Here is a 17,731-nt window from a genome sequence, read left to right as displayed (position 1 = left end):
CGTTAATGGCTACATCCTCAAACAGCAGTTGTGGATTTTCATCAAAGGAGCCAAAGGAACTAAGTTCTAGCCCTGAAGACGTTTCAAGAGAATCAACAGCAGATATTTCTGGGGGCTGATTAGTAAATTCTGGAATTAAATCTACAGCTTCTGGTTGTTGCGATAAGCTCTGAATTTCCTCCTCTACAGGATGCTGTATGAACAGCGGCACTGATTCTTCTAATGTCGCTGCTTGGTTAATTTCAGGGAAAATCGTTGAATTCCCTGGTGCTAATTCTTCAAATAAATCATTCCCAGCATCCACTGATAATATCAGATCTAGTTGTTCTTCATCCTGGAAATTTAGATCAAAATCTTGTATATCCAAACTGCCTATAACAGAAAGTGTGGACTGTTGACTATCAGTAAAAATATCATCATCATTACCAGTAAAAAAACTCTCTTCTAATGCATTTTCTACATTTTGTTCTACTAAAGAATCAAATTCGTCCTCTGAGTTTTCTGTAGTTTCCTGGCTCCAGAAGTTGCTCAAATCATCTGCAACTGGAGGAAGTTCAGATGTATCTATTGAGGATATATCAAATAAATCACCAATTTCAGAATCGTTTCTAGGCAGTACTGAATTTTCTTCTGTATCACCAAATAGGTTATCTAAAGACAAGCCTGTCGGCTGGGATAATTCTATGTAGTCACTAGGGGTAATTTCTTCTACCCAATTTTTATTTTCAGTTTCTAAAAATAAGTTATCAAGAGTGTTTTCTTGGTTACTGGATAGTTCTACATTGGCAAAAGCGTCATTTTCTGGTTGAGTTACTTCGCCTGAAATCAATAGTTCACGATCGCCATCTAGTGTCAGCGCTAATAAATCTGCAACTACATCGTTTTCATCACCACTATTTGGAACAATCTCCTCAATTCGTTCTTCCGTAAATTCTGGTAAAATTGCCTCACAATCTGCATCTAAATTTAAATCGAGTTCGTTGATATCGCTCAACTCTACATTTGTCGCCAAAATTTGTTGATTTCGCGGTTCTGAGTTTTCCTTTTCTAAGAAGTTGTCGCCAAATAACAAAGATAAATCTTCTGTCTTAGCAGTAGTTGTAGTCTGCTGTTCATTGCTGGCATCATCATCAAATGAAAGTAAATCTGATAAGTCGCCATCAGAATCTTCAGTTTCATTGCTGCTGAAATCAATTCCCAATTCATCGGTAGCAGTAATATCTAAAGTTTCTTCTTGATGCCAAGGCTCATCTAAATCAGGAGTCTCGCCTTCAAATAAATCGGCAAGTGTATTTAACTCAGCTATTCCTACCTCTGGACCATTGGGGTCAAGATTCTTACTGATTGGATGTACTTCCTCGTGTGCAGTGAAAGTAAAGCTAGTCTCCGTTACAGCGTTTGATGATGTTTTTTGTAACTCAAAAGAGGCGTGTTCACTAGTATCTTCTTCGAGATTTAGTTCTTCAATTGGCTCAGATAAGTTAGTTATCACTAACTGTTCGGTGTCCTCAGTTTCTTGAGCAATTAACTCTGGTGGAGACTGTTCATCAAGCAAATCAGAGGGAATTTCTAACAACTCAATTTCTGCAAAGTTCAACAGTGCTTCTAGTTGTTGACTAATTGCAATTTCGGCTTCCTTACCTTGCAGAACTAATTCTTGAGCTTGCTTGATTTCGGTAATGACGATTTTAGCTAAAGTTAGATAAGTATTTTCGGGATTGGCGATCGCACTTGCCGCAGCTTGACACAACCCACACCACTTGGACAAGTTCCAAGTTAACCCAAGTTTGACTAACTGATGACAGCATTCCTGGAGGTTTTGCCGAGTTGAGGATGTTGTTGTTTGCTTAAACAGTTGCAACATTTCCCGCAGTGTTTGTAGCACCTGGGTTTGAAACTCGCTCCAATCATGATTTTCTTTGCCGCTGGCCGACGATAATACCTCTTGAGGTGCAACAGAGAAAGATATTTCTGTAGATTCCTCATACGCGTCTTCTGCCAAACTGGGAATATCTCGCCGTAGGAAAAGTTCTGTCAGTGTGGAGACATTCTCTACAGAACCTGTATGTTCCCTTGCAGATGAACTGGCTACTCCGCTATTTCCTTGTTCTACAAGTTGTTCTAGATGCTCATTGAGCCACTGAAAAACAGGCTCAGTTTCTGACATCAATGTATTAGCTGTCTCTTCAGAAAGACCATATGGCCCGCTCAAATGCTCTAACAGCGCTTTTAGGGTATCAGATACGCCGAGGAATAAAGACTCTAACTTTTGGTCAACCTGAACCGGATGTTCTTTAAGAACTTTGAAACAATCTTCCAGACGGTGGGAGGTATGCTGGATGCTAGTCAATCCAAGCATTGCCGCTCCTCCTTTGATAGAGTGAGCCGCCCGGAAGACTTCGCTAATCATTTCCGGGTCGTTGAGGGTACTCTCTAGATTCAGCAACCCCTGTTCAATAGTATTCAGGTGATCCCTGGCTTCTTCAATAAAGTAACCCAAAATCCGCTGTTGTTGTTCCGGCAGCATAGCAAAAGTTATGAGTTGTGAGTTGTGAGTTATGAGTTGTGAGTTATGAGTTGTGAGTTATGAGTTGTGAGTTATGAGTTGTGAGTTATGAGTTGTAATTTTTATTTCTAACTCCTCACTTCTAACGAACTTTATTCCAAGTTGTGAGTTGTGATTTTTGTTTTTAACTCCTCACTCCTAACTCTTAACTTTTTATCTACTTTCAAGGGTTTCCACTCGGAAACGTTCCACGGAGGCGATCAAGTCACGAGATACACCTACTAGGTGTTGTAGGGCACCTGAGACTCGCTGTGCTTCTTGGGAAGTTTCTTGGGCTGTGAGTTCTACTGATTGCATTACGTGAGCGACGGCGCGGGAGGTTTCCGTTTGTTCCACAGTATCGCTAGTGATAGAACGCACCAGAATATCAATGCGATTTGCCACTTGAATGATATTTTCCAGCGATCGCTTGGCTTCTTCAGCCAATTTTGTGCCTTTAATTACTTGTTGTGTGCCTTCTTCCATCGCGGTCATTACGGAGCCTGTTTCGCTTTGGATTTGCATCACAATTTGTTCAATTTCCTTCAAGGATTTGGCAGATTTGTCTGCTAACTGGCGCACTTCATCTGCTACAATCGCAAATCCGCGTCCAGCTTCTCCCGCCCTTGCCGCCTCAATACTGGCGTTGAGTGCCAACAAGTTTGTTCTGGAAGCAATCTGAGAAATCAACGCCACAATTTTAGAAATTTCTTGGGAAGATTCCGCCAGCCGCTTCACTTTACGAGTTGTTTCAGCAACGGTTTCTCGAATTTCCAAAATCCCCGCCACAGTATTTTCTACTGCTTCGCCACCCTTGAGAGCGATCGTACTTGCATCGCGGGCTACGGTTTCGGCTTCCCGCGCCGCTTCTGCTACCCGCTGAATGGAGTCGGTCATCACCTGTACAGAATTCAGCGTCACTGCCAACTCTTCTGCTTGCCGCAAAGCATCACTAGATAAGGCTCTAGCAAAGGTTTCCGAGTTGGTTGCACCTTTTGTCACTTCCTTGGCTGCTACTTTTACCTGTTGGACAATATCCCGCAGGTTTTGAATTGTCAGGTTAAAGGCGTCAGCTACGGCTCCTAGTACGTCGGCTGTGACTTCAGCTTGCACTGTTAAATCGCCTCTAGCAGCTCCTTCCACATCGTCCAATAGGCGAATCACCTGGCGTTGCAGATTTTCTTTGGCTTCCTCTTGTTCATCGGCTTTGCGTTGGGCTTCATTTGTGGTCGTGAAAATTACTCGCGCCATTTCATTAAAACCACTGGCTAAATGCCCCAATTCATCTTCCGAATACACCGTGGCTTGAGCATTCAGATTTCCTTGGCGTACAGCCTCAAACTGAGTTTCCAAATCCTTGGTTGTGCGCCGAATTTGCTTGAGTGTGATATTCCCCATGAAGCCGGCGGTAGCAAAACCCGTTAGCCCAGCGGCTAGTGCCATTGCCCAACCTGTATTTCGCACACTCTCCCTTTGTTGGGGTGGAGAAAATGTGGTGGCGACAAAGCTGACTATGGCTACAACCAGTGCCGAGGCAATACCCACGCTCCCAGCAATTAACCATTGCTTCCTTTCTATGGGGGCATTTTCTAATGGTGCTAACCAGCCTTGTTCGACGCTGACATTGGGTTCTACCTTCGAGACATCTAGTTGGGTAAAGGCTGGAACTGGTTCGTGTGAACCAGTGATCGTAAATAGTTCCTCTTCCCGATCTGCTGTATTACTTGGAAAAGCATCCAAAATTTGAGCGCGTCCAGTTCCACTGGTTTCTACTGCGGCAGAATGCATTGCTACATCACCGAAGTCAGAATCTCCCTCAATTAGATCAAACCCTGGAATATTGCCTAAATCATCAAATTCCTCAAAGTCATCTAAAAATTCTATATTGTTCTTAGAATTTTCTCGATTCATTATATTGTTTGGCTCTTCATCAGAGTCAAAGCTCTCTGAACCAAAAGCAGACTCAAATGCCTGGATATCAAAACTTTCATCGTCATCAAAGCTATTTTTATCTGAAAATTCAACTGATTTAAATTGCTTTTTATCCGAAATGAAATTGTCGTTACCAGGTGAAGAATTATCAGAAAAATTTGGTTGGGATTTTGATTCTGTGTCCAAGTCTTTTTGTTCCAACCAATTCCTTGATTTTTTTTCTGAGGAATTTTCTTGAGTGTTATATTCTAAGTGATTCGTTGGAAACCGATTGTTCAGTTTTTCTTCAGCAATCAATACAGTTTCATCTGCAAAATGAGATTGTTCAAGTTCTAAACTCTCAACACTAGAATCTTGAGGCTGGGAATCACTCAAAAACTCGGCAAAGTTATCGTTAGTATTACCAATTTGTGAGGTAGAATTTGAAGAGTAGTTATGATTGTTAATAGCTGAGTTTTCGTTAGTGGAATTTATTTCATTTTCTGTAAAATGACTACTCACTAATGATTCTTCCAGACCTTCTTGGGAGCTATCTTCTTGCCAAAAAGCAGGTAACTCTAATTCGCTTTCCTCCTCAAAACTATTCCTATTCGACTCTTGTTCCTCTAATTCTTCATTTAAGGCAAAAGGATCTTCACCAAAATTTATAGAAGAATCTGATATATCTTCTGTTGCAATATTGCCTTCTGTGGCTATATCAAATGGATTATTTGAAGATAGTTCTTCAACTGTATTTACAGTTTGTTGACGATCTTCAAAAAAGTTCAAATCCAGGTTTTTGCTGTCAAATTCCTGACTAGCAGGCAAATCTTCCAATTCTTCTTCGCTATATGCCAGCGCATCAGACATCTCTAGGGAATTTATTTGATCTTGGCTTGCTGATGTATCAAGTTGACCACCAAACGACTCTAGGTATTGATTGATATTCTCAATTCCATTATTGGCAAAACCAATAATTTCTGGGTCTTTAGTCAAGTCTAATACCTGTTGATATTCTTGTTTTGCGACATCGTACTGCTGCAAAACATAGTAGATGTGACCCCTTAATAAATGGGAGTTTGGGTCATCTGGTAAACTTTGCACCACTTGGTCAACTAAAGTGGCGGCAACGTCGTAATTCCTTTGAACATAGGCGGTCATTGCCTGTTGATATGTTGGTTCGCGATCGTCAATACTTGCTGCCATTTCCTCCTCCAATTTCATCCTGCCCATCGCGCACTCCGTAAAATAGCCGTTTGATCGAGCAGTCGTAGACACTGATTATTTTTAGCACCTAATACCCACTCGCCACGTAAAAAAGGAGCCATAGTATCTGGAACACTGGTTGGTGGCATGAGATTTTGGACATCCAGCCAGTCCATACCACCGATTTCCTCTACTGCTAAACCTACTATTGTGTCTTGTTCTTCAATGGCAATTACTGGAATTTCAGCTTTATCAGTGTTTAATGCACTTGGTTCACCTAAAAATTGACCCAAATCAGCCACCCAAATAACTCGACCTCGTAAATTTAGAGTACCCAAAAGTAAAGGAGAAGCATTAGGAATCGGGGTGATTCTATCAGGACTTAGTTCAATTACTTCCCGAATGCCAGTTGCTTGTAGTGCAAACTCCTGATGCGAGGGAATGTAAAACCTCAAATGTAACTCACCTTCAGGACTTTCTACTTGTAATTCTGGTCGGAAATGATCTTGACCACTGCCACTTAAAAAGTCCGGTTTGCTGACCATATTGCTTTTATCCTTATCCTCGCAGCAGTTGTTTGACTGTTCCTACCAACTCAGTTGGTTGAAATGGTTTGGCGATGTAGGCGTCTGCACCTTGCTTCATGCCCCAGTAGCGATCAAATTCTTCGCCTTTGGAAGAACACATAACCACAGGGACATTTTGGGTTTTTGGATCGGACTTTAACCGCCGACAAACTTCGTAGCCGTTCATCCGGGGCATGACAATATCCAATACCACTAAATCAGGAGGTGCTACTTGAATTGCCTCCAATGCTTCTAATCCGTCACTGGCATGGGTGACTGTTAGTCCAGTTGCTTTCAGGAGATCTGTAATCATCTCCCTTTGCGCGATACTGTCTTCTACAATCAGAACTGTACTCATAAGTGTCTATCTACCTCCTGATGTAACGTTCCTATTTGGAACATTCCCTGATTCCCCCGCAAGTATTAACTGTATAAATTAAATTTAGTTTTTCGCTAATTTCCTGGATAGTGAGGTTTCACTGGGTTGGCTCATTCTGTGATAACATCTTTTACCTCATCTTTTAGTAGATCCACAAGTATTGGATCTCTTTATGTGCCCCAGATATGGTAAAGATGAGGGTTCCGGAGGGAGTAGGGAACAGGAAGTCAAAAGGTAAAAGGCACTCATTCAAAAGAAAAGAATCTTTTGGCTTTTGACTTTTAACTTTTGACTTTTTAATGCCCCATACCCCATGCCCATTTTCATCAGTTATTGATATATTTCCCTACAAGCATGAGTAATTCATTGTCTGTAAATGGTTTAGTTAAATAATCTGTTGCGCCGACCATGCTAGCTTTGACTCGATCAATAAATCCATCTTTACCAGTAAGCATGATAATCGGTGTGAGCCGAAATGCTGTTGAGTGCCGCAGCATGGCGCAAACCTCGTACCCTTCCAATTCCGACATGGCAATGTCGCATAAAATTAAATCCGGTTTAAGTTGAAAAACCAGACTGATTGCCTCTAGGGGATTTGTGAGGACGATCGCTTCATAACCTTGTGCTTGTAAGATGGAATTTATAGTCTCACCGATGGCGATCGCATCGTCAATACATACTATCCGCCCCCTGTTTTTTTTATTCAATTCTGAGTTCTCAGTGTCAATCTCCAGTTGATTTGTTGCTGGATATACTAACTGAAGCCAACTCTGTTGCACATATGGATATATTGCCTTAGCGACTGTCAAAATGTCTCGGTTAAGATAACGAGCCAGTTGACGCAGGGATGTTTTACCATCAGCCCAATGTTGTAGTTTATTGACGGTTGCTACTGGTAGCGATGAGTGTATTTGAACTTTGTCAGATAGCACTAGTAATTGTTCGGGAGACTGAATGTGTGGATAAAGTTGCTTCCATTCTTGCACCTGCTTGGTAATTTTTGTCACGAATGGAGCAATCTCGAAAGTGTTTAATTGTGGACCAAGTGCCCCACCTTGACGGAAAATGAAATTACCTTGATGTAAGCTCAGCAAGTCAAACAGGGTTTCATGCACCAAGCCCTGGATAATACTAGCAGCTATCTTGGGGTTGATGATATTCTGTTCTAAAAGTGCCCAAATATACGCATACTCTGGTGCGTCCGTTGATGATAACGAGGCAATTTGCTTGTCGGCAAGTCGCATCTCAACTCGGTAATGACGTAAATAGTCGCTAATCCTCGATAAGCTACTTTCCGCTTGTTGGCAATAGATGATTTGACCATTGAGGAAAAAAACGAACCAAGACTGTTGTTTGGGGGGATATTTAGTAGCTCCGTCTTTACCAGATTTGTTGTTATGGTAATAGCTATGAGCTTCTACCCATAGTTGCCCAGTTCGTTGTCCCAACTCAATTAGTTGCAAAATACTGCAAATATCAATTTCATTTAAATTTCCCTGCATTGAGCTAAAAAGTACTCCTCATAATGGCGTTGATATTATTTGTGAATTGTGTGCGTCAATCAATTTTGGATTTTGGACTTCGGCTGACCTCGACAATCTAAAATCGGCACAGCTATAAACCTTAATCTTTCGTAATACACTTTGACAAAGCTAGTGTTAACACGGAAGTCATCATCACTGTCATCAGTACAAAATATAAAGGCGCGGTCAAGTAGCTTTTATAAGTATCAAGACGTAACATCTCGCGTCTATAAATAGTTTTGTCTGTTTTGTTCTCCTCAACTTCGGTTCAGTGAAACAAGTTAACAGAATTATCTCAGGTATATCCCAAAACACGAAACTTAAGTGCATCAATAAGGACTAACAGTGTGCTGTATTTAGCAGAAGTACAAAAACAGAAAGGTGGTTTACTCAGTGGTGGTGGCAAAGCCGAACTGAAACTACTAGCTTGTCAGCGAACTGACCAGAATTGGAGTACTGTGTCGGAAGAAGTGATTGCTGCTGAGGACGCAAGTAAATTAAATGATGGCGCCTTGGTACTGGTTGAACTGAATCCGAATCGTCAAGTGCAGCGAATTCAAGAAGCAGGGCGTCCGCTAGTCAATATTTTGCAGAATTTTTCCCGCCAATTGGAAAAATTTAAGCTCAAGGAAGATGAGATCGATCAGTGGAAACAGTCGTTGACGTTTCAGGCGCAAGAGTTGAATCGCCGTGAAATGGAAATGGAAGCACGCCTGGAACAGTTGCAAAACATGGAAGATGAGTTGCACCAACTGGAGGAGCAAAAACAGGAAGTTGATACATCCCGTAGCGAGATTGAACGCCTACAAGCAGAAATTGAGCGCAACCGTCAGGAATTGGAAGGCGCTTGGGAGCATTTGCGTGGCGAGCAGCGTCGCTTAGAGGAGCGTCAAGCAGATTTCAAACAAGGGACTGTTTTGGATGAGGAGCAAAGTCGAGCGATGGGTGAGTTACTCGATCGCTTATCAAGTCGTATTCCTCCCACAGAAACAGTAACAGAACACCTTCATCTAGGCTTTGAATTGCTAGAAAAACAGCAAGCTATTCTGAGTCCGCACTGGGAACAACTCCAGCAACAAAAAACTGCCATCGCTCAACAGCAGGAAGAAGTTGAGCGATTATCACAAATATTGAGCGATCGCCAAAACGTATGGCAACAAGGACAAAATTCCCTAGCTCAGCAAACAGCGCAATTACAGGTGAATACAGCAGAGCTTAATAACAAGCAAGATTATATTAACTTACTTAAAGAACAGTTACGCAATCAAGAAGATTTATATCAACAAATTCATACGTTGGCTGCAACATCTGGTGATGTAGTTCTCGGTCAGCAAGTTGATGTGGAAGCTTTACAAAAAATGCCTCTAGAAGAACTACAAAAAATAGTCCAAGACTTACAGCATAAGTTAGAAATAGACGCAAGCTTTGTTCACGATCAAGAACAAGAACTTAAATATAAGCAAGAAGCTATAGAAGAACTGCAAAATAAATTAAATCAAGCATCTGACCAGGATCACATTAATTTAGAACTGGAACTAACAGATGAAAAAGACCTTTATGAGATGCTAAACTCCAGTTTGGTGGGACAACGCCGCAACATGTTACAGCATCAGAAGTTTCTCAAGCAACACCAAAATGTATTGCTGCGGCGGCAAGGACATACTATTGCTGATGAAGAAGAAGGTAATCAAATCAATTTAGGACCAGTTCTGTTACAAATTGAAACCCAGCGACAACAATATTCACAGGAAATCCAAAAATTGGAACGTGAGATCGAGCAGATGCGTGCTGGTATCGATCTAGCTCAGGGAATGATTGACAATCAAACCCACGATTTGGAGGAGAAGCAGCAAGAACTTAAAGCGATCGAAGAAAACTTGCTGTCTTTAAGAACGGCAACTGCTCAATGCTGTGGTCGAGTTAATCTCTATGAAGAAGTACTACAACCAATTCAGGATTGTCTAGACAACTTACGCCAAAAGCTTCAAGGAATTAGAGAATCTTTGGATCAATTCCAGGAGACTGGCGATCATCAGCTACAGGCGATCGCTCAAATGCGCCAAACTCTCCAAAGTTTGATATCTCAACCAGAATTGTTAGCGTCTTAAAAAGTGCTCAGTGCCCAAGGTAGTGGCTGAAACCATTTTGGATTTTAGACTTTCCTGCGGAACGCTACGCGAACGGCTACCCTCAGTCGAACGATTTTGGATTGGCAATTGCCTTCTGCATCTGGGTTGTATGAATCCATCTGTCGCAATCATTTTTCAAATTGGTATGGGATCTGTAGATAAGCTGCTAAACAGCGATCTCGCGTGCGCTTACTTCTACGTGTTTTCTTGTGCAGCAAGCCGGACAGCTTCTACATCAACATTAAGTTGTTGAGCAATCAGTTCTACATTCATCCCTGTTTCTAGTAATAGGGCGACGAGAACTTCAATATTTTCTCTATGAAGATGCGCCAAACTAGATAAGGAACGTAGACGCAAAGCGGCTTGCCGCAGTCTAACGCAAAGGGCGCAAAGGACACAAAGAAAGAAAATTTGGCGCAGCCTCACAAAGAAATGGTATTACAGCATAATGCTTAATGTGCATTGTCCCTGATAACAAAAAGACTTTAAATAACTATTTCAAACAGATCCAATCACCTTGTACTTGAGCGATCGCACCACCAGGAAATGGATCGGTTTGCGATCGATTTGCTGCTGTAATTAAAGCCGTTAACTTTTCAATATGTTCAAAACTAGGTGCGTCAGGAAGTACTTGCTGCAATACCTGACGCATCACCCGACGTTGCAACGCCAATGGCGCTTTCTGCAATACCCGACGATTTAATTTTAAGGTAACGGAATTTTCTTTATACCCAATGCCCCATACCATCGCCTCTTCCCGCAACTGCTGGGCAGCTTTTTCCAAATATTCCACTTCGGCTTGTAGAAGTTCTGCTGTTTGGGCTAAGGCTGATTCTACTTGAGGATTGAAATTTTGCTGCAAATATGGTAGTAATTCTTGGCGGATGCGGTTGCGGGCGTATTTCAAATCTTGGTTAGTGGAATCTTCCCAAATTGGTAGTTGAAAATCTTGGCAAAATTGCTGTGTTTGTGTGCGAGTAATTTCTAAAAGTGGACGCACTAGCATAATGCCTGTATTTAGGGGGCGTTGCCAAATCAGCGCTTGCAAACCATCAGCACCAGTACCGCGAATTAAGTTGTAGAGGAGAGTTTCGGTGCGATCGCTGGCGGTGTGTCCTGTAACTATATATTGATAATTATTTGCTTGGGCGATCGCATTTAAAGCTTGATAGCGCCAATCGCGTGCAGCAGCTTCACTATTTATAGGTTCGTTTGCTGTTTCTAAATAGAAGGATATACCCCAAGTTGTAGCTAAGTTTTCTACGTGATTAGCATTAGCTTGGGAGTCAGAACGCCAGCGATGATCGCAGTGAGCAATACCTAAATGCCATTCCCATTTTGATTGTAAATCTAACAGTAATTTAATTAAACACAGTGAATCTTGTCCACCGGAAACAGCGACTAATAGCCTTTGATGGCGCTCAAATAAATGGCGCGATCGCATTGTGCGATGGATTTTTGCGTGTAGAGGAGTCCATACCATTTTTAGAACTTCTCATACTAATTCGTAATTCATAATGACGCTCGATGACTCGCTAACGCTACGCTAACGTAATTCGTAATTGGTCAGATTCAATTTGGGTTTCCAGGTTTGAGTTTGTTGCCTTATTTTAGGCAATTCTTGCAACATAAAGTAAATAATTTTGCAATTCTCTCTGCTTCTGTGCGTGAACCTTATCCCTGATTCAACGCATAATATACAGAATCTTGGATAAATTCGTAGGTGATTTTATGGCAGAAATTCAAGTCGGTATTGAGGGTGAAGGCGCACCAGCAGCAGCCCAGGCTTTGCTAGAAATTCCTGGAATATCGGGAAGCTATGAAGTTCCGACGCAAAGAGAGGGAACTCTCGCTGCCATTGCTACTATTATTGGCATTGTGGGTGGTGTTGCGGCTTTAGCTGAACAAATCCGCAAATGGTATCAAGAATGGCATAAATCTCATGCAGGTAAGCAATTTGATGTGGTAATTCTTGACCCTGATACTGGAAACAGGATTTTACTCGAAGAAGCTACCATAGAGGAAATCACGGAAATCCTCAAATCTATCAGCAAATAAAGTGCAAACTATCCGCATTAAACTTCGGGAAAGTACGCAGGAAACAGTTGAACTCAGGTATTGGCTACCTCAAAAAAATCACTATGAATCACGTCGCCTGAAATTAGCAGAAATCGCTGATTTCCTCAAGCAAGGTGAACGAGATTACTATAAACTGCTGCCTGATTTACGAGGAATCGGGCAGCAGTTATTTTTTTGGTTGGATGGGGATGGACGGTGGTTGAGTCGGGGAATTGCTAACTGTCGCAGTGAGGGGTTGGTAATTGCCATTGATACTGATAAAAAACTGGCACATCTACCTTGGGAAGTGCTGCATGATGGTGAGGATTTTTTGGTGAAGCGGGTTAATCCGGTGGTGTTACCTCTGCGCTGGATTGAGAAAGAAACGGAATCGTTTGCTGTGGAAGCACGACAATTGCGAGTATTGTTTATGGCAACTGACCCGGAAGATGTGGAACCAAAGTTAGAGTTTGAACAGGAAGAAGCGAGAATTCTGGCTGATACGCGAGATTTTGCTGTAGATTTGCGGGTGGAAGAAAGCGGTTGCGTTAGCGAATTGGGTAAGGTCTGGAGTCGCTATTTGAATGACTTTGATGTGTTTCACCTTACAGGACATGCGTCAATTACTTCTGAAGTGGAAAAGAACCCCACCCCCAACCCCTCCCCGCAAGCGAGGAGGGGAGAAGGTTTAGAGGCGAATACGCCTTACTTTATTACTGAGACGGAAATTGGGGAACGTCACGAAACTACAGCCGCAGAACTGGCGGAAGTCTTTCGGTTTCGCTTTCCCAAGTTGGTGTTTTTATCTGGGTGTCGGACTGGACAAGCACCAGATAAAGGGGCTGTCCCTTCAATGGCTGAGGGGCTAATTGCCCAAGGGGCGAGGGCGGTTTTAAGTTGGGGGCGGCCTGTGGAAGATCGGACAGCTACAGCCGCCGCCGCGCACCTCTACGGCAAATTGGCTGCCGGATATCAATTAGCCCAAGCACTCGCTAGCACTTACCAGCAGTTGTTTAAACAGAATGTGCGGGACTGGCATTTGTTGCGGTTATATGTCCAGGGAGAATGTCCCGGCGCGTTGGTGGATGTGTTGGGAGATGTGCCACCCTCAGCCCCGGAACCTGCATACCAACAGTTTTTAGATCCCGATACCCAACAGGTGCGGGTGGCGAAACCCTCTGAGTTTGTTGGGAGACGGCGGACTTTGCAACGTTGTCTCAAAGCTATTCGCACTTCATTAGGGGTACTAATTCACGGACTGGGGGGTGTGGGTAAGAGTACTGTGACGGCGCGACTTCTGGAAAGGATGGTTGGCTATCACAGGCTGGTGAACTTTCGGCAACTCGATGAGGACAAACTGCTCAAAACCCTTGCCGAGCAATGTACCTCGGAACGGGGGCATGAAATTCTCAATGGCAAGTTACCCTTGATGCAGCGCCTCACCAAGTTTTTCACTGAAGGACTGAATACCAAAGAACAGCGTTTTGTTTTTGTGCTGGATGACTTTGAGGCTAATTTGGAATTACGAAATGGGGTTTATGTGTTGCAACCACAAGTTGTGGATGTACTGCTGGCGTTGCTGAAGGCGATGCAAAATTCCCAACTTCCCCACAAGGTAATTATTACCTGTCGCTACAATTTCACTTTGTCGGAACTGAATCATCGTCTGTACCGCGAACCTCTGGGGGCTTTGGGTGGGGCAGATTTAATTAAAAAGTATAATCGTCTGGATTCCTTTAATGGCAGTTGGCAATTTCAGCCAGATTTGCCGGAACGTGCCAAAAAAGCAGCAGATGGAAATCCTCGGCTGTTGGAATGGTTAGATAAGATTTTGCAAAATTCCCCGAAGTCGCCAGAAGCAGAGAGGGGAGTTGAGATGATTCTGCAAAAGATGGCAGATAAGGAAAAGGAATTTCGTGAGGATATTTTGGCTGAGGAATTGCTGAAGCAGCAAACTCCAGGTTTACGGAAAATGCTGGGGAAGTTGTTGGTGTATGAGTTACCTGTTCCTCAAGCTGCTATTTCCCCGATTTGTGAGGATATCTCAAGTTGGGAAAGTCATATTCAACGCGCTGAAATTTTGGGTTTGTTGGAAGTTACCCTCACCAACAACACAGAGAGGTTATATCGTGTTCCCCGGATTTTGTCACCGTTGCTATTTCCAGAAAACCCCAAGGGTGAAGAGTTGTATAAACAAGCTGCACAAATTTTGTATCGTCTGTGGTGGGAAAAGGCGGAAAGTACCACGGAAGGGCAAGGATTAGAAATTCATCGCTTGGCGTTGTTGGGGAAGGATGAAGATATTGCGGAGAAAATGGCTAATTCATTGGCGATATACTTGCGGAATCAAAGTCGATTTCGAGAAGCAGTACATCTGTGCAAATCAACTTTAGAAATTACTAAAAACCATAGTGTTCTCAGAGAAATTGCTTATTGTGAACGCCAAATGGGTGAGGTTGATCAAGCACTGAACCATTACCAACAAGCTTTAAATCTTTGTCCCGCAGAAGACGAACGAGAATTATCATCAATTTATCATGATTTAGGGATACTAAAAGCCAGCAAAGGGGAAGTAGATGAAGCGCTCGCACTCTACAATCAGTCTTTGGAAATAACTCAACGCATTGGTGATGTCCAAGGTAAAGCGGCGACGTTGCATGAACTGGCAATTTTCTACGAGAACAAAGGGGAAGTGGATGAAGCGCTCGCACTTTTCAATCAGTCTTTGGAAATAAAAGAACGCATTGGAAATATACTAGGCAAAGCGGCGACGTTGCACCGATTGGGAATGATCTACGAGAAGAAAGGGGAAGTAGATCAAGCGATCGCACTCTACAATCAATCTTTGGAAATAACTCAACGCATTGGAAATGTCCAAGGCAAAGCTGCGACGTTGAACAATCTGGCAGGTATCTACGCCAACAAAGGAGAAGTAGATGAAGCGATCGCGCTCTACAATCAGTCTTTGGAGATAACTCAACGCATTGGTGATGTCCAAACCAATGCGGCGACGTTGCACAAATTGGCAGGTATCTACGCCAAGAAAGGGGAAGTGGATGAAGCGATCGCACTCTATAATCAGTGCTTGGAAGTTTTTGAACGTATTGGTGATGCCTATTGGAAAGCACTAACGTTGAACAATCTGGGATCTATCTACGCCAAGAAAGGGGAAGTGGATGAAGCGATTGCACTCTACAATCTGTCTTTGGAAATTGATGAGCGCATTAATATCGAAGGTAAAGCAACGACGTTGCACCAACTAGGACTTATCTACGCCAACAAAGGGGAAGTAGATGAAGCGATGGCACTCTACAATCAGTCTTTGGAAATAAATGAACGCATTGGTAATGCCCAAGGCAAAGCGGCGACGTTGGACTTACTGGGACGTATATACGCCAACAAAGGGGAAATGGAGCAAGCGATTGCATTCTACAATCAGTCTTTAGAAATAGAAGAACACATTGGAAATATCCAAAGTAAAGCGACAACGTTGCACCAATTGGGAATTCTCTACGCCAACAAAGGGGAAGTGGAGCAAGCGATGGCACTCTACAATCAGTCTTTGGAAATAAATGAACGCATTGGTAATGCCCAAGGCAAAGCGGCGACGTTGGACTTACTGGGACGTATATACGCCAACAAAGGGGAAATGGAGCAAGCGATTGCATTCTACAATCAGTCTTTAGAAATAGAAGAACACATTGGAAATATCCAAAGTAAAGCGACAACGTTGCACCAATTGGGAATTCTCTACGCCAACAAAGGGGAAGTGGAGCAAGCGATGGCACTCTACAATCAGTCTTTGGAAATAAATGAACGCACTGGTAATGTCCAAGGCAAAGCGGGGACGTTGCACTCTCTGGGACGTATATACGCCAACAAAGGGGAAGTAGCGCAAGCGATCGCACTTTTCAATCAGTCTTTGAAAATAACTGAACGCATTGGAGATGTCCAATGCAAAGCAGCAACGTTGCACGAACTGGCCGGTATGTACGCCAACAAAGGGGAAGTGGAGCAAGCGATCGCACTCTACAATCAAGTTCTTAAAATTGATGAACGCGCTGGGAATGTCCAAGGCAAAGCGGCGACGTTGCACCAACTGGGAATTATCTACGCCAACAAAGGGGAAGTGGATGAAGCGATCGCACTTTTCAATCAGTCTGTGGAAATAACTCAACGCATTGGTGATGTCCAAACTCAAGCAATAGCTCTGTTCTGGTTAGGGCACTTGGCAGAACGGCAGGGTGAATACACTAAAGCGATATCCTATTTGCAACCAGCTTTAGAGATTTTGCAAAAGTTAAAATCACCCCATGCTGAACAGGTAAGGGCGATGCTTGAGAGAATACAGAATCATTCGTAATTTACGCAATGTGGGGGGTTTATGCCAATACATTAGGACTTACGCATTAACAAATTGAATAAACAATGCGGTATCTTAATTAATGAACCAATTTTCTATGTTTATACCATCAAAATCTTGAAAATCTGCTACATTATTCGTTACTAAAATCAAGTTATTCGTAACTGCAATACTCGCAATTTGCCCATCAATAAATCCAGGATTTTTACCAATTTTTGATAATCTAGCTCTTTCTTGAGCATGATATTGTGCAGATTTTAGATCGTAATCAAATAAAGGGATTTCTGCTAAAATTACGTTGTTGATATAATCCTCTATATCTTGACGTTTTTTAGAGGTAGGAAGACGGAAACAACCATATAACATTTCATGGATAACTAGGATAGCTGTGGCTGTTTCTTGTCTATATAACCTTAGGTTTTCCATTACTTTCTCGTTGGGATGAGGTCGTTTTGCCTCCGACAAAATGTTAGTATCTAGTAAATAATTTAGACTCATAAATTAACTTATCTTCCTGGTGACTTATCCCGTAGATTTTCAAAAGTGTCATCATCAATACTTTCTAAATCAACCCTTTGTCTAAAATCTTGTAAAGCTGACCAAAAATCAGTAATATCTTTACCTTCTCTTAATTCTTTTTGATGTTCAGATATAGAAAATGGTTTTTTAACTGATAATTTATATTTGAGAAATTGAATAAAATCTAAAACTTCTTGCTGTTTATCTGGTGGTAATTCTCGTAATGTTTGTAGAACTGTTTGTTCAATAGTCATAGTTTTACCTCTGCTAGATGAAATGTAATTACATTATAAATATGGAATACACATTTTCAAATCGAATCATTATAGGGGCGCAAGGCTTTGCGCCCCTACCGCGTGGTCTATTTACCTGAAAATTGCTGTAAGTAAATGAAGACTGCTGTAATGAGTCTTGGATACTCGTTAACGAGTATTGGAACTGGATGAATCCACCTCTGAACTCCGTTAATGAGTATTTGAACTGGATGAATCCACCTCTGAACTCCGTTAATGAGTATTTGAACTGGATGAAT

The 17,731-nt window shown here is 42.3% G+C and carries 12 protein-coding genes; 3 read left to right on the top strand and 9 right to left on the bottom strand.

What is annotated here, in order from left to right:
- The 5 genes from ACM0OY_RS35280 to ACM0OY_RS35260 all read right to left on the bottom strand — a co-directional run.
- Nucleotides 1-2,527: Hpt domain-containing protein (locus ACM0OY_RS35280; RefSeq protein ID WP_414573405.1), on the bottom strand; the 2,527-nt coding region annotated here is incomplete at its 3' end.
- Between the two features lie 192 nt (nucleotides 2,528-2,719).
- Entirely contained in the window at nucleotides 2,720-5,662 is a 2,943-nt protein-coding gene (locus ACM0OY_RS35275; RefSeq protein ID WP_414573406.1) for a methyl-accepting chemotaxis protein, read from the bottom strand.
- A gap of 14 nt (nucleotides 5,663-5,676) precedes the next feature.
- On the bottom strand, nucleotides 5,677-6,207 hold the full coding sequence (locus tag ACM0OY_RS35270; protein ID WP_414573404.1) for a chemotaxis protein CheW: 531 nt from the start codon (nucleotides 6,205-6,207) through the stop codon (nucleotides 5,677-5,679).
- 13 nt (nucleotides 6,208-6,220) lie between these two features.
- Nucleotides 6,221-6,586, bottom strand: coding sequence for a response regulator transcription factor (locus ACM0OY_RS35265; RefSeq protein WP_012412195.1), 366 nt, complete (start codon nucleotides 6,584-6,586; stop codon nucleotides 6,221-6,223).
- Nucleotides 6,587-6,933: 347 nt separating this feature from the next.
- Nucleotides 6,934-8,109 (bottom strand): response regulator, encoded by a 1,176-nt coding sequence (locus ACM0OY_RS35260; RefSeq protein ID WP_414573403.1) that lies wholly within the window; start codon nucleotides 8,107-8,109, stop codon nucleotides 6,934-6,936.
- Nucleotides 8,110-8,477: 368 nt separating this feature from the next.
- Here ACM0OY_RS35260 and hmpF point away from each other — a divergent pair, with 368 nt between their 5' ends.
- Complete coding sequence (gene hmpF / locus ACM0OY_RS35255) at nucleotides 8,478-10,238, top strand: pilus motility taxis protein HmpF (RefSeq protein ID WP_414573402.1); 1,761 nt, start codon at nucleotides 8,478-8,480, stop codon at nucleotides 10,236-10,238.
- Between the two features lie 216 nt (nucleotides 10,239-10,454).
- On the opposite strand, the gene ACM0OY_RS35250 is transcribed toward hmpF, so the two are convergent.
- Both ACM0OY_RS35250 and tilS read right to left on the bottom strand, forming a co-directional pair.
- Entirely contained in the window at nucleotides 10,455-10,616 is a 162-nt protein-coding gene (locus ACM0OY_RS35250) for a hypothetical protein (RefSeq protein WP_414573401.1), read from the bottom strand.
- Nucleotides 10,617-10,752: 136 nt separating this feature from the next.
- Entirely contained in the window at nucleotides 10,753-11,742 is a 990-nt protein-coding gene (gene tilS / locus ACM0OY_RS35245; protein WP_414573400.1) for a tRNA lysidine(34) synthetase TilS, read from the bottom strand.
- Nucleotides 11,743-11,990: 248 nt separating this feature from the next.
- On the opposite strand from tilS, the gene ACM0OY_RS35240 reads away from it, so the two are divergent.
- Together ACM0OY_RS35240 and ACM0OY_RS35235 are read left to right on the top strand one after the other, a co-directional pair.
- Entirely contained in the window at nucleotides 11,991-12,317 is a 327-nt protein-coding gene (locus tag ACM0OY_RS35240) for a hypothetical protein (RefSeq protein ID WP_414573399.1), read from the top strand.
- Between the two features lies 1 nt (nucleotide 12,318).
- On the top strand, nucleotides 12,319-16,680 hold the full coding sequence (locus tag ACM0OY_RS35235; RefSeq protein ID WP_414573398.1) for a tetratricopeptide repeat protein: 4,362 nt from the start codon (nucleotides 12,319-12,321) through the stop codon (nucleotides 16,678-16,680).
- Between the two features lie 75 nt (nucleotides 16,681-16,755).
- Here the strand turns inward: ACM0OY_RS35235 and ACM0OY_RS35230 are convergent, their stop codons facing one another.
- On the bottom strand, nucleotides 16,756-17,178 hold the full coding sequence (locus ACM0OY_RS35230) for a type II toxin-antitoxin system VapC family toxin (RefSeq protein WP_414573397.1): 423 nt from the start codon (nucleotides 17,176-17,178) through the stop codon (nucleotides 16,756-16,758).
- Nucleotides 17,179-17,186: 8 nt separating this feature from the next.
- Nucleotides 17,187-17,453, bottom strand: a complete 267-nt coding sequence (locus ACM0OY_RS35225; RefSeq protein ID WP_414573396.1) for a DUF2281 domain-containing protein — start codon at nucleotides 17,451-17,453, stop codon at nucleotides 17,187-17,189.
- Nucleotides 17,454-17,731 lie beyond the last annotated feature (278 nt).

The organism is Nostoc sp. CCY 9925, from assembly GCF_963920935.1.
GTDB lineage: Bacteria > Cyanobacteriota > Cyanobacteriia > Cyanobacteriales > Nostocaceae > Nostoc.
The sequence above is the reverse complement of the archived record's forward strand: the minus strand, read 5'-3'. Positions and strand labels throughout refer to the sequence as shown.